The organism is Streptomyces sp. NPDC053426, assembly GCF_055585405.1.
This window is the reverse complement of sequence record NZ_JBVJKE010000012.1, coordinates 215,050-235,851: the sequence shown is the minus strand read 5'-3', so window position 1 is coordinate 235,851 and position 20,802 is coordinate 215,050. Positions and strand designations below refer to the sequence as shown.

The following is a 20,802-nucleotide window of genomic DNA, read 5'->3' as shown; positions in this document are numbered from 1 at the left end:
CCCCTCCCTTGGCCGCCAAGCCGACTGCCCTTGATGGCAACGACAGGGACGGAGTGCTGGTCCGAATCCCAGCGCGTGCACGCGGCGCCTACGCCGCGGCTTCCTTCTCCCACTTCGCCCGGACGTCTTGCTTGCTCCACCCATCTGGTCCTCGGTCCGAGTGGGGGCACTACCCGGTCCGCCGCACGCTCGGCGCTTCTGAAGCGGAGGTGCTGATGGCTCGGCCAGAACCAGGTCGACGACCATGACTCAGGAGAGTGCCGGCCCGAAGAGGCGCGTTGGGTCCCTGCGTGCGCGGTTCCCCGATGCGGGCGCTCCTCTATGTCTTCGTCAAGGGCGGAGGGCGTTTTCGGGGACTCGTAGCTCGAAGCCGTAGGGGTTCACATGGTCCAGAGCCCGCCGGTCGGCGTCGGTGAGCCGCCTCTGCCACTTCTCCTTGCGCAGGACCTAGTGGTCCTCGCCCCCGATCGGACAGGCCCCGTTTCCCGGTCCCACACCGCGCCTCCTACGACGCGCTCGGTTGACCTGGACCTACCGCGCCATCGACCGTACCACCGCCAACCAACTCGCCGCGTTCCTCGCCGACCTGGATCGGCCTTGAACGGCGTCGGCGATCTTGGTGACAGTTGTCGCTGTTATGTGTCAACTAGGGACGTCAGTCGCACTGTCGTGAGGCCATCAACTCAGCTCACCCCTACGGGCCAGTCGATGACGAGACGGCTGTAAGGCTTGTCGATGACGAAGCGCGCGTCGTTGCCGCCGCTGGCGTCCCAGGCGCGGTTCTCGTCCACGACGCGCTCGGCGAGGCAGGCGCCGCCCTTGCCGTGGCCGATCACGCCGACCTCCCAGTACCGGCCCTTGTTGTGCTCGCCCTCGTGGATGGTCAGGTACGCGAGCGATCCGTCGTCGAGGGCGGCCATGGAACCCCACCCGAAGTGCGGGGTGGACCCGGGGCGCTGGTCCAGCAGCCGGGAGGGGTCGTTGGGCAGCACGCAGGCCAGATACAGGTACAGCCACTCCCACGCCGAGCCCTGCCGGAACTTCACCCCGGTGTAGATCTTGGTCTGCTGCTCGTCGAGGACCGTGCGCAGGGCGTCGCGGTCGACGTCCTGCTCGCTGAACGTCTCCAGGCGCACGTAGCCGTCGCCGGCCATCGGCACCAGGGTCTGCACGTCGTCGCAGACGCCCTTGCGTAGCGGGATGAAGGTGGCCATCTCGCAGGAGACGGCCTTCCACGTCTGCCCGTCACGCTTGAAGGCGAAGCTCCGGGAGATGCTGCCGCAGATCCGTATCGGCAGGACCAGCCGTCCGTCGGGAATGAGCTGGTCGAGGATCTTCACGGGGACATCGCCGGCGCCGACGGTGAAGATGATCCGGTCGTATGGAGCGTGTTCGGGTATCCCGGCCGTGCCGTCGGCCATCACCGCAGTGGCGTTGTCGACACCGGCCTCGGCGAGGCGCCGGCGACGAGGTCCTGGTTGACGTCGAAGGTCCACACCTGCCCGCCGGGGGAGACGAGCTTGCCGAGGAGGGCGGCGTTGTAGCCGGTGGCGGCCCCGGCTTCCAGGACCTTGTGGCCGGGCTGGGTGCCGAGCTGTTCGAGCTGGGTGGCGACGATGGGCGGCGCAGAGATGCAGGAGATCATCTCCCCGTGCTCGTCATGCTTGATCGGGACCGTGTCCTCCTTGTACGCGCTCTCCAGATCGACACCGGGCAGGAAGGCGTGCCGGTCCGTGGTCCGGAAGGCATCGATGGCCGCCAGGCTACGGAGGCGGCCGCTGTCGACGAGCCGCTGGGCCAGAGCCTCGTTCGGGTTGGTGGGGGTGGTTCTGGCTGTCAGGGTGGTCTCCATTCGAGGAGGCCAGGGTCCGCAGCGTTGGGCTGTGGGCAGGCACGTCGGGCACTTCTGGTGCGCAAGGCGCGAGGTCACGGTCAAGCTGCGGCTCGCCCCCGCGGTTGCGCGAGGAGCGATGGCGTCCGGGAGTGATCCTGCTGAGTGGTCGGCGGTGGCAAGAGCCGACGCTGCAGCCGTGCGAGCCCTAAATGTGCGAAGGCGAGCTGGGGACGGCCGGTCAGCGTTACCCCGGCGAATTCGATGCTTCGTTTCTCGGTGATGGCGACGATTTGGCGTTGTCTCGGCGGCCGACGTGGCGTTCCCAGATATCCGCTGCGACTGCTGAAGCGTCCCGCAGGGCCTGCGCCAGGGGTCCGGGGATGGTGCCCTGTCCGAGGCCGGCAGAGGCAACGGCGGCGGAGAGTGTTCTGCGCTCGTCCTGGCTCAGCCCTTTGCGGCACACAGGGTGGGCCAGGACGTCTCGTGCGACGTACCCGTCTGCCTGCGTCACCGCTTCGCAGGTGAGGCGGCGCAATGCTTCGGCCTGTTGGTTCTTTGGGGAGAGGTCAAGCAGGACTAGTCCTACACGGGAGCGGAAGACGGCAAGTTCGGGGGCCGAGTCGAGGGCCAAATAGTGCTGCATCATCGTGTTGATCGGCTCGACCGGGTGCTCGTCGGCTGCCCTATGGCAAAGGACGGTGAGCGCTGCCGCGACGGAGTGCTCCCATGGCTCCACCAGGGTGCTCGTGTGCAGGAACGACAGCGCATCGCTGGGCTGCTCGCTGAGGCAGCGGACGAGCACTTCCACTTGACGCCCGTCGAAGAGGCGCTGACCTACACCCCTGTGCTGCCTGCTGTGCGCCCGTGCGCGGTCCCATTCACCTGCTGCGACCAGGGCACGGGTTCCGTCGCCGAGAAGGACGGTCCACAGCCACTGGCACACTTGTTCATGGTCGGCTGCCGATGTCGTGAGGTGCTGCAACGACGTGGCGCGGCCGTCGATGACCGCTTCCGTCTTCGCTCTGACTGCTCGGTTCAGGGAGTCGAGCAGGTGGTACGCGCCGTGCCCGTCGCCGTCGCGGATGCGCAACCGGGCCAGGTTGACCAGGGGTTCCAGGGCGTACCGGGCTTCCTGCGCGCCCAGGGGTTGGGCACGCAGGACGGCCTCGGCGTGACGCCAGCACAGAGTGCGCGCCAGGTCCGGCATGCCGCAGTCGCTCGCGATCAGCGCCGCCTTGTTCAGGGCGACGGTCGCTGAGGTCACGTTGCCGTCGCGCTCGGCGGCGGCTGCGAGGTCGGTGATCTCGCGGACCCGTTCAGCGAGGGGCGGGCACGCTGGACGTGGACGGGCAACGAGCGGGAACCGCTTCGCTATCTGGCTGACGTCCATGTCACTGCCATTCGATGACGATGCGGTTCAGCGGGTTGTCGAAGGCGAAGCGGCCGGGCTTCGGCGCGAGCGGGGCCGCGTCGAGCGGCTGGATCTCGAACCCGACGTCGAGCGCTCGGAAGTCCTGGTCCCAGGTGCGGATCTGGTCCGCGACGTCTCCAGCGAGGGCTTCGGCGTCGGTGCCGTGGCCGATGACACCGAACTCGTACAGGGGGGCGCCGTCGGGGGCCTTCTTCGCGTACGGGCGCCGGGTGAGGTAGGTGAGGGTGCCGTCCTCGAAGACCGCGGTCGAGGACGGGTAGGGCGCGGTGACCAGCCCATTCTCGATGGCCTCGTTCTTGGCGGGCATCCGGCTCAGGCCGTTGGGCATGGCGCAGGCGAGCCACAGCTCCAGGTACTCCGCCGACTCCGGCCCTCGGAAGGTGACGTCCGTCCACACCTCGGCGCGCGGCTGGCGGAAGATGTCGCTCAGGGCGTCCGCGTCGACCTTCTGGTCTCCGTTGGTGACGAGGGTGACGATGTTGTCGGGGTCCAGGGGAACGAAGACGCGCGGATCGTCGGCGATGCCCCGGCGCAGCGGCATGAACGTGTTCATCTGGCTGCCGACGCTGCGCCAGGCTCCGTCCTGGTTCTCGAAGGCGATCGAGCGGGAGACGCTGCCGCGCAGGCGCAGCGGGGTGAGGAGCCGCCCGCCGGGGGCAAGCTGTTCAAGCCAGGCGTGCGGGACGCCGTGGGCGCCGACGGTGGCTTCGATGCGATCGTACGGCGCGTTGGGGGCATGGCCGACGGCCCCGTCTCCGAGGATCACTTCCACGTTGTGGATGTCGGCGGCGGCCAGGCCGCCGCGCGCTCCGTCCACGATGTCCTCGTCCACGTCGATCGTGGTGACGTGCCCCGTCTCGCCGACGAGGTAGCCGAGGAGTCCGGCGTTGAAGCCGGTGCCGGCCCCCAGCTCCAGGATCTTCTGGCCGGGCTCGACGTCGAGCTGTTCCAGCATCATGGCGACGATGTCGGGCTGGGAGGCGCAGCTGATGGAGCGTCCGGATCCATCGAACTTCGTGTCCACGGGTGCGTTGCCGTACGCCTTCTCCAGGGGGGCGTTCGGGACGAAGAGGTGGCGGGGTACGGTCCGCATGGCCTCCTCCACCCGGGGCGTGCGCACGCACCCGGTCTCGACCAGATGGTCGATCAACTGGGCGCGCAGACGGTCGGCGGAAGGGGCTTCGATGGTGTCACTGTTCACCCCGTTGACCGTAGCGCCCGGCACCCCCTCAGCTTGGGTGGACGCGGCGTTGTCGCTCGTTCCCATGACTACCTCTTTCGCGAGTGTTGACAAGGTGTGCTGGTCCTGGGCGGGGAGGCCCAGGCGGTTGAAGTGGAAGATGCCGTGGTGGGCGATCACGGCCCGCAGCCCTCGCTCCAGGCGGCCCTGGCGGTTGAGGTCGGCGAGCTGCTGGCCGAACCACTCGAAGGTGGCTATCCATTCGGCCAGCGGCGCGAGTCGGCCCTGGGTGACGCTGCGGCTGGTGGTGCTGACGTCGACGGTCATCAACCGGTGGACAGCGGCCCGGTGCCGTTGCGGACTACGGACCTCGTCGCCGGGGCGTTCGGCCGCGATCTTTGCCCAGACGTCGCCCTGCTCGTACCAGTCGAGGCCCGCCGCTCGCATCGCCACGCTGAGCAGGAGGACCGCCAGCTCGCGGCGGCCGAGCCGGGAGCCGCTCACTGTCTGCTGGCGGGCCGCCTCGTCCAGCAGGTGACGGCTGTCGTAATGGAACAGGGTGTGCGCGATCTTCATGGCGGCCGGTCCACCGAAGGCCGTCTCTTCCGGTTCGTAGATGCCCCGCGTCCAGGAGGTGAGGACGCCAGCACCGACCAGCTCGTGCAGGGCAGCGTCCAAGACCTCCGCGGAGCCCGGACCCGCGGGGCGATAGCGCAACCGCCACCAGGGGTACTTCCGCAGGAACGACCACTGGGCCAGTTCCGACTCCTGGGCGATCAGCACTGGGAGCAGATGCTCCACGGCGGTCGCCTCCGCGCGGCTCCAGTCGGTGAACCGGATGAGGCGTTGCGGCCATTCGTCCGCAGCCATGTTCCCTCTTCTCTTCGTCTAGTTGGTCAGAAAGCAGGTCTCCCACCCGGACGCGGACGGCGTTCCGGTGTGGAAAGCGTTCAGGGCGAGCGCGGTGCCGGCGGCACCTTCGAGGAGCCCGATGTCGCCGCCGTCGGGAGGGCTGATCAGGGAGTCCGCCAGGGTGCCGTGCGGGGTGTCGGTGATCGGTGCCAGGAGCCGGGGCAGGCATGCGGTGAGGCCGGGAGTGAGGGCGTCGTCGGCAGCGAGGCGCGTGATGTGCGCCAGGCCCGCGAAGCCGTGGCACAGGGACACGTCCACGGTCGCGCCGAGTTGGCCGGGGTCGGTCATGGCGCGCAGGAGAGCGAATTCGGCAGTCTGTTGGCGCGCATGGTCATCGAGGACGAGGGCGGCGAGCTGCTGTGCGCGGGCGAATCCGGCGGTGCCGTAGCACCAGGACGGCCGGGAGGGGCCGGGGCCGGTCGTGCCGGAGCGTAGCTGCTCGCGGGTGATCCAGTACGGCCACCACGGTCCGGCGGGGCCGTCCTGCTGCCAGTGGTCGAGCCAGGTCAGGATGCGGGTGATCGCGTCGAGGTGGCCGTCCACGACGATGCCGCGGCGAGCCGCCAGGGAGAGCACGGCGAGGGGGCCGCCGATGCCGTGGGCGACGCCGTTGTTGGCGTGCCCTTCCGGATAGTCCGGGGAGGACGTGCCGGAGGGGGCAAGGTGGCTCCACCAGCCGGGCAGGAGTTCCCCGTCGTGCTTGACCGGCTCGGTCAGGCGGACCAGGTACGTCAGGATCTCGCGGAGGACATCGGTGTGGACGTCGCGGTGCAGCAGGAGCCCGCCCATCCCGCTCAGGCCCCGGATCACGTCGAACTCGGCCAGCGCGGGCATCTCGCCGCGGTCCATGCGTGCGTGGGCTTGGGCGAGCCGGTCCCGGATGGCCTTCGTGACGTACCGGTCGAGGGTGTCCAGGGCGCGGGCGTAACGTCCGGGGCGGTCGGCGGCGGCGTGCAGGGCGAAGGCGAGCGCGGGCGCCCCGTAATAGAGGTGGCTGTCCGGGCCGCCGACGGCGGGTTCGGCTGCGGCGCAGGCGAGCCAGTCGTGGGCGCGCTGCCACGGGCCCTGGTCGGTGCGGGCCCGCTCGATGTGCAGCAGCGCGACACCGGCCGCGCCGTGCGCGAGCGACTGCGGCCACCAACCCTGGCGGTGGTGCAGCCCCCGTACGTCCTGCGGTGAGGCGAGTCGCTCGGCGAGGACGTCGGCGGTGGCCAGTGCGCTGTCACGCAGGTTCATCGGTGATCTCCTCGGTGAGTCCAGGCCATTGCGGCGGCGTGGGCCAGCCGTACGCACATCCGCTCGTCGTCCTTGTCGATGCCGACGGCGCGGATGTGGTGGGCGTGCAGCAGCGAGTCGAGAACAAGGTCCGGGTCGATGCCACCACCGGACGCGTCCAGCTTCTGCCGGTAGCAAGCCAGGGCCTCGTCGCGCCCGCTCCAGGCGCTGGCGATGGCCTCGCCGCCGGGGACGGCACGCAGGGCCGCCCAGCCGTCGGTCGGATCGGCCAGGCGTACCGCCTGACCACGCACGGTCCGGTTCATGGGACGCGGGTCGATGATCCGGCCGTGGGTGATCAGCCAGTCCATGCCGGCCGCGGTGCTGCCGGTGAAGGCGGCAGCGAGGGACACGAAGTTCGCGGCAGCGAGGACCTGTCGGTGCGGGCGGGTGCTCTGGGCGAACTGGACGGCCAGGGCTCGGGAGTCGGCGGCGAAGACGTCCTCGGCCAGGCTCATCAGCGGCCCGGCGCCCCACCGACCGGTCTCCGGGTAAGAGGTCGCGAACTGCATGTCGGTGAGGAGCCCGGCACGGCGCAAGCCGTTCGCCCACGAACTCACGCGCCGCGCGGTGACCGCGAAGTCCTGCTCGCTGGGGACCGCGATGCGCAGGCGCAGGTGCCAGAGGGGGTCGCGGTAGCGCATGTACCACCAGGCCGGCTGATCGTCCCACTGATCGAGCAGCACGGGAAGGCGGTCGGCAAGGATCTCGGGCTGCCGTTCGACGTGCCCGTACAGCTTGACCAGCAGCCAGAAGGCGGCGCCCGGAAGATGACCGTGCTCGCGCGTGACGAGTTGGTCGGCGGTCACGGGCGGGACAGCCGGCCACTGGGGCGGGCGCACGGCCGTCATCGGGGCGATGACCTCGTGGGCCCGTCCGTCGAACCAGCCTGCGTCGGATTCCGCTTCCGTCAAGATCGCCGATTCGTGGGTGACCAGGTGGGCGCGCAGCAGCGCGAGGTGCGCACGTTCGGAGAGGTCCAGCGGCAGGAGCTGGTCCCCTTCGGCCAGCGCGACTTCGTCCGGGACTCGGCGGCGCGTGCGCCACTCGTCGGCCGCCTTGTGCCACTCCTTCCAGGAGGCGCGACGGTCGGGCAGGTCCGACCGGTTCAGTCGCCACCTCGCCGGCGAGAGGATCGCGCGCCCGTAGCGGACGCGCGGCAGGTACGGCAGGGCGGTGGCGGACGCCCAGGGGAAGATGCTCAGGACGGCGGTCTGGGAGCGGCTGATCTCGGTGAGGAAGCGTGCGAGCGGCGGCGTGTGGCCGCGTAGGTCCAGTGCGTGCAGGGTCATGGGGTCCAGCAGGCACGCGCGGGAGAGGGAGACGAGGTAGAGCCTGCGGCGGTCGCAGCCCACGGCGAGGTCGTCGAGCGTGACGGTGCGCTCGTCCACCGGACGGTGCTCCGCCAGGCTAATGACGGCCGGCAGGAGTTCGGCGACGCGGGTGACGTTGGTGTCGCCCTGGTGGAGTGGAGCGAAGGAAACCTGCGTGGGCACCGAGCCGGGCGCGTTGACCGGTAGCTTCTCCAGCATGGCGGCGGCGCGGGCCTGATCTTCTGGTGTGAGCAAGCCCAGGCTCCGGCCGATCGTGGTGCCGATCCCGCGGGAGGGGGCGATGCCGTGGAGGGCGAAGTCTCCCTTTTCTAGGGCCTCTTGTGATGTGGCGCGGATTTGGAAGCGCAGCTCCGTGTGGGCCGGTACCTGCGGGGCGTATCGGTCTCCGACTGTCAGGGTGCGGATCAGGTCCTCGTCCAGGCTGATTTCGTCGCGGTCGTCGAGGACGGCCGCCTGGGCGAGGGAAAGCAACCGCTGTTGGCGGGTGGTCAGGGCCTTGCGCTGTTCAGGTTCTGCGTCGCGGTATCCGGCTGGGAAGCCGAGGCCGACGTCCGGGTCCACCAGGTCCCGGACCGGGACGAGCGAGTTGATGCCGTACCGCTCGAAGAACCGGCTGTGGAAGTCCTTCCACGCCGGAGTGCCGAAGGGATACGCAGTCAGCCGGGCCAGCACCGTGGCGGCCTTCTCGGCCTCGCGGGCAACCTGTGGGGGCAGAGTGAGGGAGCAGTTCAGACGCAGGTCCAGCGTGAGCGGCTGGGCCTTGACGGTGCTCAAGGCGGTCATCTTCTGGCGCAAGGCAGTACGCAGGCGCCGGCCGTCCGCCGGAGCCAAGACCTGGTTGTGCTGGGCGATGGCGTCGCGGACCGCCCGCAGGTCGGCCACGAGGTCCGCAGCTGACGGCGCACCGGCGGCTTCGGCCTGCTCGACCAGGTGGTCCAGGGCATCGAGGGTGGCAGAGGGCACGTGCAGGCTGCTGATGAGCACACCGCGCTCGACCAGGCTGCTGACGAGCCCTTCCATCCGGTCAGCGGGAACGTCGGGGTACTCGGTCCTCATCAGTTCCACGAGCGTATGGACGGGGACGGGCGAGGCGGCGGTGTCGACGGCGATACGTACGGCGTTGGTGTACCGGAGTGACACTTCGGCCGCCGGGTTGCCGTCGGTGCGGCGTGAGCGGGGCGGGTAGGGCACGATCAGCCGATCACCCCGTACGAAGATGGTGTTGTTGGCCATCACATGCAGGTGCCGCAGGAGTTCAGGGTTCACTTCCAGGCGGGCGATCAGGTCCGCGAGCCAGTCTCCATCGGCACGTATGACAGCACGGTGCCACTCACCCCAGGACCATCCCGGCCGTTTCCCGAACCAGGCGGGCGCGATGCCGGCGAACAGACCGTTCGGGGTCGCTCGGCCCTTCATACGCAGCAGGTACCGCATGACCGACACCACTGCGCGGCGGAGCTGACGGGTCTCAGGGCTGATTGCCGAGCACAGGGTCTCAACCTGCTGCGCGAGTAGAGGGCTGGCCTGCTCGATGGACTCGGCGGCCTCGGGCAGCGCCCAGACGTCGCGCAGCCACGTCTGCCACCAAACCTGACGGTCCGGGGTGTCGTCGGTGAGGTCCGGCCACGCGGGAAGCGGCAGCCTCGAGTGACGGGCGGCGCGCACCAGCGCAACGTCCGCGCACCGGTACAGCGGGCCGTCCTTCCTGGAATCCATGCACCCTCCCTGGTTGTGGCGTGTTGGGGTGCCAGCCCGCGCGGCGCAAGGCCGCGCGGGCTGGCAGATCGGTGCGCCGGGGTCAGGCCACGTTGGTGGCGCAGGACCCCTGGCAGCTCGGCTTGCAGCCGTCATCGGTGAGGTTGATCACCGTGGCGGAGCCGTCGCCGGACTCCAGGACGCTGATGTCCAGGTCGAACGCGTCACCGCCCGCCGTGGCGGCCGGGGGCTGCGCCTGGCTCTTGATCGTGTTCGCGCTCATGCAGGTTTCTCCCTACTCATCGTGCGGTGGGGGATGCTCAGGCCACGTTGGTGGCGCACGGGCTGGAGCAGGTGCTGCCGCAGCCGTCGTCGGTGAGGCTGATCAGCGTGGCGGAGCCGTCGCCGGACTCCAGGACGCTGATGTCGAGGTCGAATTCGTCGTTCTGCATGTGTTGATTCCTCCGTGTCGTGCGCGGCTCCGGTTGAGCCGCGGGGGACGTGCCGCGTTGGCGGCGCCGGCAGGACATGGGCGTCGTGCCGGTGGTCTGGTGCGTCAGGAGCCGCTGGAAATGCAGGCGTTGCCGCAGGTCGAGCCGCAGCCGCCGTCGGAGGCGGTACTCGCCCCGACCGTGCCGCCCGATTCGATGACGCTGATGTCGAGGTTGAACGGGTCCTGCGCGGCAGAGGCCGAGGTGGTCCTCGCGCGCTGGTCAGTCACCCTGGGAGTCACGGGAATCCTCCTGATCGGTGTGGTGGAACTCTTCGATTCGGGGTGTTGCTGTGCGGCCGGTTCTGCCCGGTGTGCGGCAGCTGTGTGCCTGCGCCGGTCGGGCCCTCCGCGGCCACCTCTCCAGACACGGAAGCTGCTGTCCGGTAGAGGAGTCGGGGACGGACACGGTGTCCGAAAGGTGACGGGACCGGGATATGCCTTCAGGCTGCTGCGGGTTGTGCCTGCGGGTGGTTCTTTGCGGCCTGGTCGAGCACCCGGGTGAAGTGCTTGGCCCGCTCGTCACCCTCGGCCTCCTGGGCACGGAGGTCGCCGAAGCGCTGCCAGTAGCGCCGGCAGACGTCGCTGCTCATGACCATCGCGGCGTAGAACGGCAGCTGTCCGTCGCGGACACGGCCGAGGCAGTGTCGGAGGCTGAGGGCGCAGATGAGTCGGTTGGCCGACATGAGCTGCATGTACTCCCCGGCCTTCATGTCCTCGGGCTTCCACAGCTCGGCGAGGTCGCCGTTGGTGGACACCCGGTTCAGCCAGTCGAGCTGGTTGCCCGCGAGGAGCGCCTCGTGCCGCTCGGCCTGGTGCCGCGCGTCCTGCCTGAGCCGGGCGGCTCCGACCACGGCGGTCGTGAGGGACAGGGCAGCACCGGCAGCGAGGACGGCGGTAGTGAGCTTCATCTGTCAACAGACCTTTCGCATAGCGAATGTGCGGCATGAAGGCCGACCGGTGGTGGGTACGGGGTTCCGCTTGTTCACGCGACCTCCGCGAGAACGACGTTTGGGACTTCCTCGGCAGAGCCGTCGGGCATGTACCGGCGGCGCACCGTCTTGAGCGCGACAGCGATCGGCGGTAGACCGACCGTGGCCCTCCGCTTGTCGACAGACTCCGGCGCGCGCAGCGGGCACAGCTCGATGCCGTCGGCGAACAGCAGGAGCTGGGTGCCGTACTCCTGAGTGCGCCTGCTGGTGATGAGGGCACGGTCGTGCAGGTGCGCCCAGTGCTGGACCAGGGCGTCGCCGGCCTGTACTGCACGTCCCAGCAGGGTGGTGGCGGCGCGCTGGAAGGCGGGGTCGTCGTCGCTGTGCAGAGCGATGCTCCAGGCAGCGCGGGCCGCGTGGGGGCCTACGAGGCGGTGGCCGGGCCAGTCGTGCTCGGCCAAGATACGACGCAGCACGTTGGTGTTGGCGTGGTCGGTGTGCCGGCCCTGCCCGAGCTGGACGGCGTCGAGCTGGTCGCGCACGCGCTTGGCCCGGTGCGCGGCCGATTCCGTGGCGCGGGCGATCAGCTCGCGGGCGAGGTCGGGCCGCTGCGGCTCGTCGGCTGTCACGCGTTGCTCCGATCGTCCGCGGCCAGATGAGGAGCGTGGGCCTGGCAGTTGATCAGTGCGCTGAGTCCAGGGCGGTGCTCGGCGGTGAGTTCGAGGCGGGCGACTCGGTCACCGTCTCGTCCTGGGCCGGAACCTCGTATATTCCAGCCCATGTCGGTGAGCCGACGCAGCAGGGCGGCGATGGGCTCGGCTTGGAGGGCGTGGCGGGCCAGGATTTCGGCCCGCACGAGCGGGACGTCGAGCCGGGCGGCGAAGTCGGAGGCCCACAGGGTCATCAGCCGGGTGATGTCGTCGGACTGGTCGGGCAGGGTGTGGACGCGGCCAAGGAAGAGGCAGGGGCCCTCGCCCCAGCTGAGGCCGGGGTCGCGCTCGGGGACCATGCAGGCCAGCAGCTTTCCGTCCTCGATCAGACCGGCCGACTTCGTCTGCGGGTCGCGGAACAGGGCTGGCACGTCGGTTTGAGCGGGCACGGGGAGACCGCGCAGGATGAGCCAGCGCTGTCGGTCCTGAACGAGAGCAGCGGCTTCCTCACGCTCGGCGTCCGTACGTAATGTGTGCACCGCGTATACGGCGCCCAGGGGCTCTGACGCGTCCGACGCCGGAGCTGGACGCTCTTCGCGGGCCAGGGGAGTGAGGGGCCTGCTCACTGGCTCGCTCCGCTCCGCGCCGCCGGATGGGTTCCCAGCAGCTTCCAGCCGTGGGCCAGAATCACCAGGTGGGTGGTGTCCCGTGTGTTCGTGTCGGTGAGGAGCTGGTCGAGTGCGGCGCGCTGGTCGGCCGGGGCGAGCTTGGCGGCGACGGCGATGTCGCGGGCATCGCTGTGCTCGGCGACGGCTCGGAGCAGCAGCAGTTGCTCCGGGCTGAGCTGTGGCGCCGGCCTGTCCGCCGTGGGCGAGGTCACCTGCTGGACGGCGAACAGGCGGTGCACGATCACCGGGGGCTTGCAGCGGGGCCGGCAGTGGAGGCTCTCGCGGATGTCGCGGAGGTACTGGCGGACGGTTACGGGCGACAATCCGGTCTGCGTGGCGATCTCTTGGGCCGTGAGGCCGTTCGCGAGGTGCTGGGCGACGCGCTGAAGGGTCGGCGTCAGGGGTGTGATCGGTGCGTGGGCCGTCGTCACGGGCGGGGTCACGGTGTCTCTTCCTCGGCTGGGTGGATGGTCACTGGGAGGGTGCCGCCGGTCCCCGCGGGGGACGGGGCCGGCGGCACGGGCCCGTGCGTGGCGGTGGGGTTTCACGGGGTGCCGCGCACGGGGGCTCATGCGGCCGTCGGGTCGGGGCGGGCCCAGGCGGCTTCGGCGGCGAGGCGTTCGGACCACTGGATGTGGTCCTCGTCGAAGGCGGCGTCGGCCAGGCGTATGCGCTGGACTTCTCCGGTTCCGGCGGGCGGGTAGGTGTGCTGGATGTCGCGCCACAGTCGCTGGAGGACATAGTCGCCATCGAGGGCCTGGGCTCCGTGCAGTTCCATGGCGTCCTGAGTGGACTGCATGGCCCACTGGTGTCCGAGGTATTTCGAGTTGATCAGGTCGGCGTCGCAGGACAGGCCCTGGTCGAGGAGGTGCACGGACTGGTAGGCGAGTATCCGGCCGGCGCGCAGGCGAGCCTCCATGCCGCCGACGCGATCCCGCAGGACGGGCAGATCGGACAAGGCGCCCCGGTAGCGGGGACGGGCCTTGAGGCGAGCAGTGGTGGTGTCTACGACTGCTTCGTGGATGCCGAGGCTGACGGCGGCCAGGTTGGGTCGGCCGTACAGGATGCTGCTGCTCTGGGCCACGGACAGTCCCTGGCCGATCTCGCCAACCACGTTGTCGTCGGGGACGCGGACGTGATCGAGGCCGAGGCGGCCGGCGGAGAAGCCGTGCAGGCCGAGGCCGGCACAGTGGTCGGAGACGGAGAGCCCGGGGCGGTCGGCTTCGACCATGAACGCGGTCAGCGCCTGGGAGGTGTTCACGCCCGTCTTGGCGGTGCGGGCGATGACGAGGTGGGCTCCGGCGAGGTGGCTATTGCCGATATGGACCTTGCTGCCCGTGATCACCCACTGGTTGCCGGTGCGTTCGGCGGTGGTTTCGATGCCGCCGATGTGTCCGCCGGCGAGTGGTTCGGTCACGGCGATCGACAGCAGCAGCGAGCCATCCGCGACCCGGGGCAGCCAGCGGCCCTTCTGCTCGTAGGTGGCGAAGTGCAGCAGGGCGCCCACGGGGATGAGGGTGGCCTGCAGGATGGCCGCGGCAGCCGCCGAGACCCGCGCGATGCGGTGGATCAGGATCGTCTTGGCCACGTGTCCGGCGCCCAGTCCGCCGAAGGCGGCCGGGACGGTGACGGCGAACCAGCCCCGTGCGGCCATCGAGTCGGCGACCTTGCGCTCCACCCTGCCGGGAGCGGCCTCCATCCGCGCGGCGCGCGGCGCGACGTGCTCGGCCGCGAAGGCGTCCGCCTCGTGCCACAGCAGGTCGTGGCGGGCGGTGAGGTAGGGACGCAGCGCCGGTGGCGGTGTGGTGGACATGGTCTCCCTCTCCCTGGATGAAGGTCGCAACGTGGAGCGGCTGGGGATCGCCTACGGCTCCCGGGTGGGGGTGTGGAACGGCCTAGCGGACGGGCGCGCGGGTGATGTGGTCCATCACCTGGGAGCCGGCGTTGATGACGATGTCCCGCAGACGGCGGGCCTCGGCCAGGGGCCGCTTCTCGGGGTCGATGACGCACACCGTGCCCAGCACGGTGCCGCTGTCGTGGATGAGCGGTGCGCCGAAGTAGGAGCGGATTCCGACGGCGTCGACCACCGTGTTGCCGCTGAAGCGCGGGGACGCGTGTACGTCGTGCAGCGGAAGAGCCTTCTTGCGGGCCATGACCTCGGGGCACCAGCCGTGGTCGCGGCTCATGGTGCGGCCGACGATGACGTACCCGCTGTCCGCGGGCGGCTGGTGCAGTCCGACGAAGGTCTGCTCCTCCAGGAACAGGTTGACGAACCCGTACAGGAACCCGGCCCGCTCAGCCATGTCGCGGGCCAGGTCGTCGAAGTCCTCGTTGGCCACGGTGGGAACGCCCAGCCGTGCGAGCAGCTCGTAGCGCTGTGCCAGCTCCGCTTGTTGGAGCGGCTGGTTGGTGAGGGCGGCGCTTGGCGGGGTGAACGGTGCGCGGGTGGCGTCCCGCATGTCGCGTTGCGGCAAGGATCGTGCGGGCGAGGTGGCCTGCGGTGTGCGGTAGGGGTCGGTGGGGTGCTGTGACATCAGGCGTCCTGGAGGGTGGTGGAAGGGGCGTGACCAGCGCGGCACGTGGCGGCATTGTTCACGGCGTGGTCGACGAGGCTCAGCAGGACGCTGGCGACGTGGTTCGGGTCGCGGGCGTCGCAGGTGACCACGGGTACGGCGGCGGGCAGTTCAAGGGCGGTGCGGACCTGCTCGGGGTGGTAGCGGTGGGCGCCGTCGAACTGGTTGACGGCGACGACGAAGGGCAGGCCGATATCCTCGAAGAAGCTGACGGGGGTGAAGCTGCTCCCCAGACGGCGGGTGTCGATTAGGACAACCGCGCCGACGGCGCCGCGGGAGAGGTCGTACCAGAGGTCGACAAACCGGTCCTGGCCTGGCGTGCCGAACAGGAACAGCTCTAGGGGCGTCGACGCGTCGGGCAGGCTCAGGCGGCCGAAGTCGAAGGCGACCGTGGTGGTCTGCTTCGCCTCGATCCCCGCCAGGCTGTCCACGTCCGCGCTCGCCTCGGTCAGGTACTCCTCCGTGCTCAGCGGCGTGATCTCACTGACGGCGCCCACGGCGGTGGTCTTGCCCGCGCCGAAGCCCCCGGCGATCACGATCTTCAGCACAGTCGGAGCACCGGCCCGCGGGAGCGGCGAACTACGCAGCACCGCGGCCGGGTCATCCGGCCTGGGGATAGGCGACGGCATCAGGCCACTTCCTCTTCAAGCCCGCGGAAAGGGCTGCCAGTAGTTGGGTAGACGGACCGGAGCCCGCACCGGTATCGGCATAGGACTGGGTCAGGGGGACGACCAGGGCGTCGGCGTCCAGGAGGTCGGAGACGAGCACCTTGACGGCGGTGGCGGGCCGGCCGAGTCGGCCCGCCAGCTCGACCACCGACCGTCGGCGCTCCCGGCACAGGGCGAGAATTTCCTCGCACTCCTCGGCCTGCGTCGGGCCGGGCCTTCCCGGCCCTGCCTCCAGCACGGTTTCCAGACCGAGCAGATGCCGCGGCTTGGTCCGCCCGCGCGTCAGGGTGTAGGTCCGCACGAACGCCGACTCCTCGGCCGCGCGACCGTACGTGGTCACCGGACCTCTCCGCCCGTGCCGACACGGACTGGGATCAGCATGTACGGGGCGAACTTCTGGACCAGGCGCCCCATCTCGAACCCGACGGTGCCCGCGTCGGCGTCCCTGGCGGCGATGACGGCGAGAATCGTGTCCACCTCACCGCGTTCGTTGCCGGGGTGGTTGTCGAAGGCCGCGCTGCGTCCGGCGCTCTGGACGAAGAACAGGCAGTCGTCTCGCTCGATGATGACCTGCCGGGCCGGCCTCTTCTTCCTGCTGGGGCCGGTGATGTTCGCCGCGAGGGAGGCCACCCCGCTGAAGGCGGCCGACAGTTCGTCCGCCCAGTCCTTGTCGACGTCGCTGTCCAGCAGCCGCAATCCGTCGCGCGAGATCAGGACGGCGTGCGTGACGCCCGGCGTCTCGGAGGCGAACTGACGCAGCAGCCAGACCATGCTGTCCCGCTGTCCGCTTGTGGTCGTCGCGGATGCGGGCGTGCCGCCGGTCACGTTGCTCATCGCGGGGTGGGTGCTCATAGGGATAGCTCCAGAAGGGGGAAGGACCAGCGGATGTACCGGGCCACCGGGAACGCGGAAGGACGAGGGTCAGGGTTTGGGGTGCTCTGTCGAGGCGGTAGGGGAACCGGCGGTCCCGCCGGCCTGAAGGCCGTTGCGGAAGGCGGCTGCCAGCCCTGGCGTCGCCGCGGCCACGGGGGCTTGCTCCCGCTCGTGTGGTGGACGGAAAGATCCCGTCCGGCGTGTGCGCGTAGGAAGAGCGGGCGCGTCGGCCGAGTCGCCAGCCGCTGCGGCTTCCGGCCCCTCTGCGATGCCGGGGCGTGCGACCTGACCCGCCGCCCTCGGGGCGGCAGGAGTCGCGGCAACCCGCTGTGGCTGCCGCCCGGAGGGCCGGACTTCCTCGAGCGGCAACGCGCCCGCATCGTCGACCGGGGCAATCGCCACCAGGAGCCGTGCCGGTATGACGACCAAGGCAGTGGTGCCCCCCGTCACGTTCTCCTGCAGGAGGACGGACAGCCCATGTGACCGGGCGATCAACGCGGCGACCAGCAAGCCGAGCTGCCCGGCCCGGACTTGGCTGCTGACGTCGACCTCGTCCGGGGCCTTGAGCAGATGGTTCATCTGCGCCCGCGTCTGCGGATGCATGGGGATGGCCCGGTCCTCGACCTCGATGGCCAGCCCGTTCGCCACCCGCTGCGCACGCACCATCACCTTCGTCGCCGGATCGGAGCACTCGCAGGCGTTCTCGATCAGCTCGGCCAGCAGGTGCGTCAGGTCCGGACCCACATGGCCGGGCAGACCCAGCTCGGCGCCCACGGAACCGGCCGCGACAACCACCCGCGGATACTGCACGACCTCGGAGACGGCACCGCGCAGGGCCGTCGTGACAGGAACGGGCCGGCGCACGCTGCGCAGGGACTGCCCGCCCAGCACCGCCGTGCTCTCCACCTGGCGGCGCATCCGCGTCACGAGGTGATCAATCTCGAAGATCGCGGCCAGCAGCTCCGGGTCGTCGGTCAGCATCTCCAACCGGCTCAGTGCCTGGAGTGCCTTGCTGACCAAGGCATGCTCCCGCATGGCCAGGCGGCGCAGCACCTCTAGGAGGACCACGGACTGCGACTCGTCATGCACGCGGATCAGCGACGCGATGGCCTGCGCCTGGAGAGCACTCAACGCGTTGTCGATCCCGGCGTTCGCAGTGGGCGACTGTGGCGTCTGCGGGTTCGGCAACGGTGGGCGTTTTCCACGGCACAGCTCGTCCGCCGACCACTGCACCGACTTTTCGACGGCTGCCGCTGCCTCTGCGACCGCTTTCAGTGCTGTCGCCTCGGAATCCTCCACGGCCGACTGCGCGGCTTTGGCGACGGTGCGCGCTGAGCGTGCCGCCACCGTGACGACGCCCGCCAGTCCGCAGACGAGGCCGGCCAGAACCCAGCCGGGGCCTACTGCGGACACCGATCGGACAGCGAGGGCGGCGACCAGCACCACGGCAAGGAGCATCAGGGGCAGTGCTACCGCGCGGCGGGCGAGGCGCAGCGTGTTCGCGTCGACCGGGGGCCGCCGTCTGCGGTGGCCGGTAGCGGCAGGCCGTGCCGGGAAGGTGCTGTCAGACATCGGAATCCTCGTCAGGGGGTGGGGTGGCTATGCGTGCTGCGGCGTCAGGTCTGCGGCGCTCTGGCGCGTGCTGCGGGAGGTCGAGCGGGGCGCCGGAACCGCGACCGCGCCGTGGCGGGGGGACGACTGCTTCGCCACCTGCTGAAGGAGCAAGGCGCTCTGGATCAGGCCCATGTGGCTGAACGCCTGCGGGAAGTTCCCGAGCTGGCGCTGCCGGACGGGGTCGTACTCTTCCGCCAGGAGCCCGAGGTCGCTGCGCAACGCCAGGAGGCGCTCGAACAAGGCACGGGCTTCATCGAGGCGGCCGGTCAGGGCCAGGCCATCGACGAGCCAGAAGGAGCACAGGACGAAGGTGCCCTCATTGCCCTTCAAACCGTCCACCCCAGTGCGCTTGCCGCGGGTCCGATACCGATGCACGAGCCCGTCGTCCGTGGAGAGTTCACGACGTACGGCGTCCACGGTGCCGATGACGCGTGGGTCGTCGGGCGGCAGGAAGCCGGTGCGGGGGATGAGCAGCGTGGCGGCGTCCAGTCCCTTCGAGCCGTAGGACTGGGTGAAGGTGTTGCGCACCGGGTCGAAGCCTTTGTCACAGACCTCCCGGTGGATCGTCGCCCGCAGTTCGACCAGGGGGGCCAGGTCCATGTCGAGCGCGCCGGCTTCGGCCAGGCGGATGGTGCGGTCGACGGCCGCCCAGGCCATCACCTTGGAATGGACGAAGTGCTGGCGGGCCCCGCGGATCTCCCAGATTCCCTCGTCGGGCTCCTGCCAGCGCTGCGCCAGGTGCTCGACGAGCCGCTGGTGCAGGACTGCGGTGTCGGCGCAGTGGGCGACGCCGCTCTGATGCGCGAGATACAGGGTGTCGATCACCTCGCCGTACACGTCCAGCTGCAGCTGATCCGCCGCGCCGTTTCCGACCCGGACCGGGGCCGAGCCCTCGTACCCGGGAAGCCAGGGAAGCTCCCGCTCCCGCAGATCACGCTCCCCGGTGATCCCGTACATAATCTGCAGGTTCTCCGGGTCGCCGGCCACGGCCCGCAACAGCCAGCGCCGCCATGCCTGCGCCTCTCGCCGGTATCCGGTCCCCAGCAGCGCGGCCAGGGTCGTGGCGGCGTCGCGCAGCCACGTGTAGCGGTAGTCCCAGTTCCGGTTGCCGCCGATCTCCTCGGGCAGCGAGGTGGTCGGCGCCGCGACGATCCCGCCGCTCGCCCCGTACGTCATCGCCTTCAACGTGATCAAGGACCGGACCACGGCCTCGCGATAGGGCCCGTCGTAGGTGCACTCCTGTGTCCAGTCCTGCCAGAAGGCGAGCGTCTCGGCGAGCGCGGCCTCCGGATCAAGAACGTTGGGTGCGGCGGCGTGGGACGGGCACCAGCTGAGCACGAACGTCACGCTCTGCCCGGCCCCGATGTCGAAGGCGCCGACGACCACGCCGTCCTTCTCCACCTGCGGAACGCAGGTGTCGAGCCACAGAGCGTCCGCGCCGGCCTCCGCGACCATGCGCCCACCGACCTCATGGATCCACGGGCTGACGCTGCCGTACCCCGGCCGAGGACGCATGGCCGAGACCATCTCCACCTCGCCGCTCAGGCCCTCGACGATCCGGATCACCTGCGGGGTGCCGTCGCGCGGCGGCATGAAGTCCAGGACGCGGACCGAACCCGCCGGGGTGCGCCACACCGATTCGAGGATGAGCGAGTCACCGCGGTACTGGCGCTCAGCGACCTTCTCTGAGCCGCTCCGGCCTGCGGACGAGGCCGGTGCGATCTGCCAGGAGCCGTGCTCCTGCGTACCCAGGAGCCCGGCGAAGACAGCTGGCGAGTCGAAGCGGGGTAGGCACAGCCAGTCGATCGAACCGTCATCGCAGACGTGGGCGCTGGTCTGCGTGTCGCCGATCAGGCCGTACTGCTCGATGCGCGGAAGCCGATTCATCGTGTGGATCTCCGTGAGCCCCGCAGGTCCGGGGTCGTATTGGGGCCGTCGCAGCGGCCAGGAACGGTGGGCGGAAGGCAGGTCGGTGTTCGCAGGGGAGAGGAGGAGCGTTGCCGGGCGGCGGCAGGTGCCTGGCGGCTCGTGCAGGGCCGCCCGCTCGCCGCGAAGCATCAGCCAGGCCGTCGGCCTGAGAATCAGAGCGATGACGACGGCACCGGTCACCGTCATGTCCGCAGCACCGAAGCGGCGAAGACCAGGCAAGCCAGGGTGAAGGCGAAGACGGCGCCGCGCAGCACGTTGACTGTCGGCCCCGGCCAACGCCGCCCGCCTTCCCCACTGATCGGCCCGGGACCGCCGCGTTCCACGTAAACCGTCAGTTCCTGGGTAGCCTCGGCGAGCCTGACCAGGTGCACCCGGCTCGACACATAGCCCTCGGGGATGCTGTCGGAGCAAAGCTGCTGCGCGCGCAGCAAGGCGGGAACATCCGGAGCGGTCCGTACGCCCAACTGGGCAATGTGGCCACGCAGAAGACGAACGAGGTCCTCCACGTCGGCAGCGCTCTCGGGTAGTGGCGAATCTTCGCCCAGCACCAGCGTCACCGTCTCCGACGCGGCCACCACGTGATCGTGCTCCGGCGCCGGCGCCTCAGTGACGGGTGCTCGCCGCCCGCGTACGCTCGCGGGCTGGTTGCCGTCTCGGCGAGGGTCCAGCGAAAGGCGCATGACACAACTCCTGTTCGGATCAAGCCAAAGTGAGCCGAGATCATCGGTCGGAGCCGACGGCTG

The 20,802-nt window shown here is 70.0% G+C and carries 19 protein-coding genes and 1 pseudogene; all 20 read right to left on the bottom strand.

What is annotated here, in order from left to right:
* Nucleotides 1-683 precede the first annotated feature (683 nt).
* The 20 genes and pseudogenes from fxlM (ACZ62B_RS24895) to ACZ62B_RS24800 all read right to left on the bottom strand — a co-directional run bounded on the left by fxlM (ACZ62B_RS24895) (nucleotide 684) and on the right by ACZ62B_RS24800 (nucleotide 20,739).
* Nucleotides 684-1,852: pseudogene (fxlM, locus tag ACZ62B_RS24895) on the bottom strand (methyltransferase, FxLD system).
* Between the two features lie 226 nt (nucleotides 1,853-2,078).
* On the bottom strand, nucleotides 2,079-3,224 hold the full coding sequence (locus ACZ62B_RS24890) for a hypothetical protein (protein ID WP_468890344.1): 1,146 nt from the start codon (nucleotides 3,222-3,224) through the stop codon (nucleotides 2,079-2,081).
* Nucleotide 3,225: 1 nt separating this feature from the next.
* The gene (fxlM, locus tag ACZ62B_RS24885; protein ID WP_469692109.1) at nucleotides 3,226-5,316 is read right to left on the bottom strand and encodes a methyltransferase, FxLD system; all 2,091 of its coding nucleotides are present in this window, start codon (nucleotides 5,314-5,316) and stop codon (nucleotides 3,226-3,228) included.
* Between the two features lie 18 nt (nucleotides 5,317-5,334).
* Nucleotides 5,335-6,594 (bottom strand): lanthionine synthetase C family protein, encoded by a 1,260-nt coding sequence (locus ACZ62B_RS24880; protein ID WP_469692107.1) that lies wholly within the window; start codon nucleotides 6,592-6,594, stop codon nucleotides 5,335-5,337.
* Nucleotides 6,591-9,818, bottom strand: a complete 3,228-nt coding sequence (locus ACZ62B_RS24875) for a lantibiotic dehydratase (RefSeq protein WP_469692105.1) — start codon at nucleotides 9,816-9,818, stop codon at nucleotides 6,591-6,593. Before ACZ62B_RS24875 ends, ACZ62B_RS24880 begins: the two co-directional genes overlap by 4 nt.
* Nucleotides 9,766-9,945, bottom strand: a complete 180-nt coding sequence (locus tag ACZ62B_RS24870) for an FxLD family lanthipeptide (protein ID WP_344560295.1) — start codon at nucleotides 9,943-9,945, stop codon at nucleotides 9,766-9,768. The genes ACZ62B_RS24875 and ACZ62B_RS24870 overlap by 53 nt, the downstream gene beginning before the upstream one ends.
* A gap of 37 nt (nucleotides 9,946-9,982) precedes the next feature.
* The gene (locus ACZ62B_RS24865) at nucleotides 9,983-10,114 is read right to left on the bottom strand and encodes an FxLD family lanthipeptide (RefSeq protein ID WP_344560296.1); all 132 of its coding nucleotides are present in this window, start codon (nucleotides 10,112-10,114) and stop codon (nucleotides 9,983-9,985) included.
* A 104-nt stretch (nucleotides 10,115-10,218) separates the two neighbouring features.
* Entirely contained in the window at nucleotides 10,219-10,383 is a 165-nt protein-coding gene (locus ACZ62B_RS24860; protein ID WP_469692103.1) for an FxLD family lanthipeptide, read from the bottom strand.
* A 212-nt stretch (nucleotides 10,384-10,595) separates the two neighbouring features.
* On the bottom strand, nucleotides 10,596-11,063 hold the full coding sequence (locus ACZ62B_RS24855) for a DUF6082 family protein (protein ID WP_468890354.1): 468 nt from the start codon (nucleotides 11,061-11,063) through the stop codon (nucleotides 10,596-10,598).
* A 74-nt stretch (nucleotides 11,064-11,137) separates the two neighbouring features.
* A complete protein-coding gene (locus ACZ62B_RS24850) occupies nucleotides 11,138-11,713 on the bottom strand; it encodes a DUF6624 domain-containing protein (protein ID WP_468890356.1) in 576 nt (191 codons plus the stop codon).
* Nucleotides 11,710-12,183, bottom strand: a complete 474-nt coding sequence (locus ACZ62B_RS24845) for a hypothetical protein (RefSeq protein ID WP_469692101.1) — start codon at nucleotides 12,181-12,183, stop codon at nucleotides 11,710-11,712. Before ACZ62B_RS24845 ends, ACZ62B_RS24850 begins: the two co-directional genes overlap by 4 nt.
* Nucleotides 12,184-12,356: 173 nt before the next feature.
* On the bottom strand, nucleotides 12,357-12,845 hold the full coding sequence (locus tag ACZ62B_RS24840) for a LuxR C-terminal-related transcriptional regulator (RefSeq protein WP_468890360.1): 489 nt from the start codon (nucleotides 12,843-12,845) through the stop codon (nucleotides 12,357-12,359).
* A gap of 125 nt (nucleotides 12,846-12,970) precedes the next feature.
* Complete coding sequence (locus ACZ62B_RS24835) at nucleotides 12,971-14,215, bottom strand: acyl-CoA dehydrogenase family protein (RefSeq protein ID WP_469692099.1); 1,245 nt, start codon at nucleotides 14,213-14,215, stop codon at nucleotides 12,971-12,973.
* An 82-nt stretch (nucleotides 14,216-14,297) separates the two neighbouring features.
* Nucleotides 14,298-14,936 (bottom strand): GAF domain-containing protein, encoded by a 639-nt coding sequence (locus ACZ62B_RS24830; RefSeq protein WP_469692097.1) that lies wholly within the window; start codon nucleotides 14,934-14,936, stop codon nucleotides 14,298-14,300.
* Nucleotides 14,936-15,523: a GTP-binding protein gene (locus ACZ62B_RS24825; RefSeq protein WP_467217188.1), complete on the bottom strand. Its 588-nt coding sequence runs from the start codon at nucleotides 15,521-15,523 to the stop codon at nucleotides 14,936-14,938. Before ACZ62B_RS24825 ends, ACZ62B_RS24830 begins: the two co-directional genes overlap by 1 nt.
* A gap of 52 nt (nucleotides 15,524-15,575) precedes the next feature.
* Nucleotides 15,576-15,983: a DUF742 domain-containing protein gene (locus ACZ62B_RS24820; protein ID WP_469692095.1), complete on the bottom strand. Its 408-nt coding sequence runs from the start codon at nucleotides 15,981-15,983 to the stop codon at nucleotides 15,576-15,578.
* The gene (locus ACZ62B_RS24815; protein WP_030862031.1) at nucleotides 15,980-16,495 is read right to left on the bottom strand and encodes a roadblock/LC7 domain-containing protein; all 516 of its coding nucleotides are present in this window, start codon (nucleotides 16,493-16,495) and stop codon (nucleotides 15,980-15,982) included. Before ACZ62B_RS24815 ends, ACZ62B_RS24820 begins: the two co-directional genes overlap by 4 nt.
* A 69-nt stretch (nucleotides 16,496-16,564) precedes the next feature.
* A complete protein-coding gene (locus ACZ62B_RS24810; RefSeq protein ID WP_467217186.1) occupies nucleotides 16,565-18,088 on the bottom strand; it encodes an ATP-binding protein in 1,524 nt (507 codons plus the stop codon).
* Nucleotides 18,089-18,115: 27 nt separating this feature from the next.
* The gene (locus tag ACZ62B_RS24805) at nucleotides 18,116-20,017 is read right to left on the bottom strand and encodes a glycoside hydrolase family 15 protein (protein ID WP_469692180.1); all 1,902 of its coding nucleotides are present in this window, start codon (nucleotides 20,015-20,017) and stop codon (nucleotides 18,116-18,118) included.
* A gap of 224 nt (nucleotides 20,018-20,241) precedes the next feature.
* The gene (locus tag ACZ62B_RS24800; protein ID WP_467217185.1) at nucleotides 20,242-20,739 is read right to left on the bottom strand and encodes a DUF6415 family natural product biosynthesis protein; all 498 of its coding nucleotides are present in this window, start codon (nucleotides 20,737-20,739) and stop codon (nucleotides 20,242-20,244) included.
* Nucleotides 20,740-20,802: the final 63 nt, after the last annotated feature.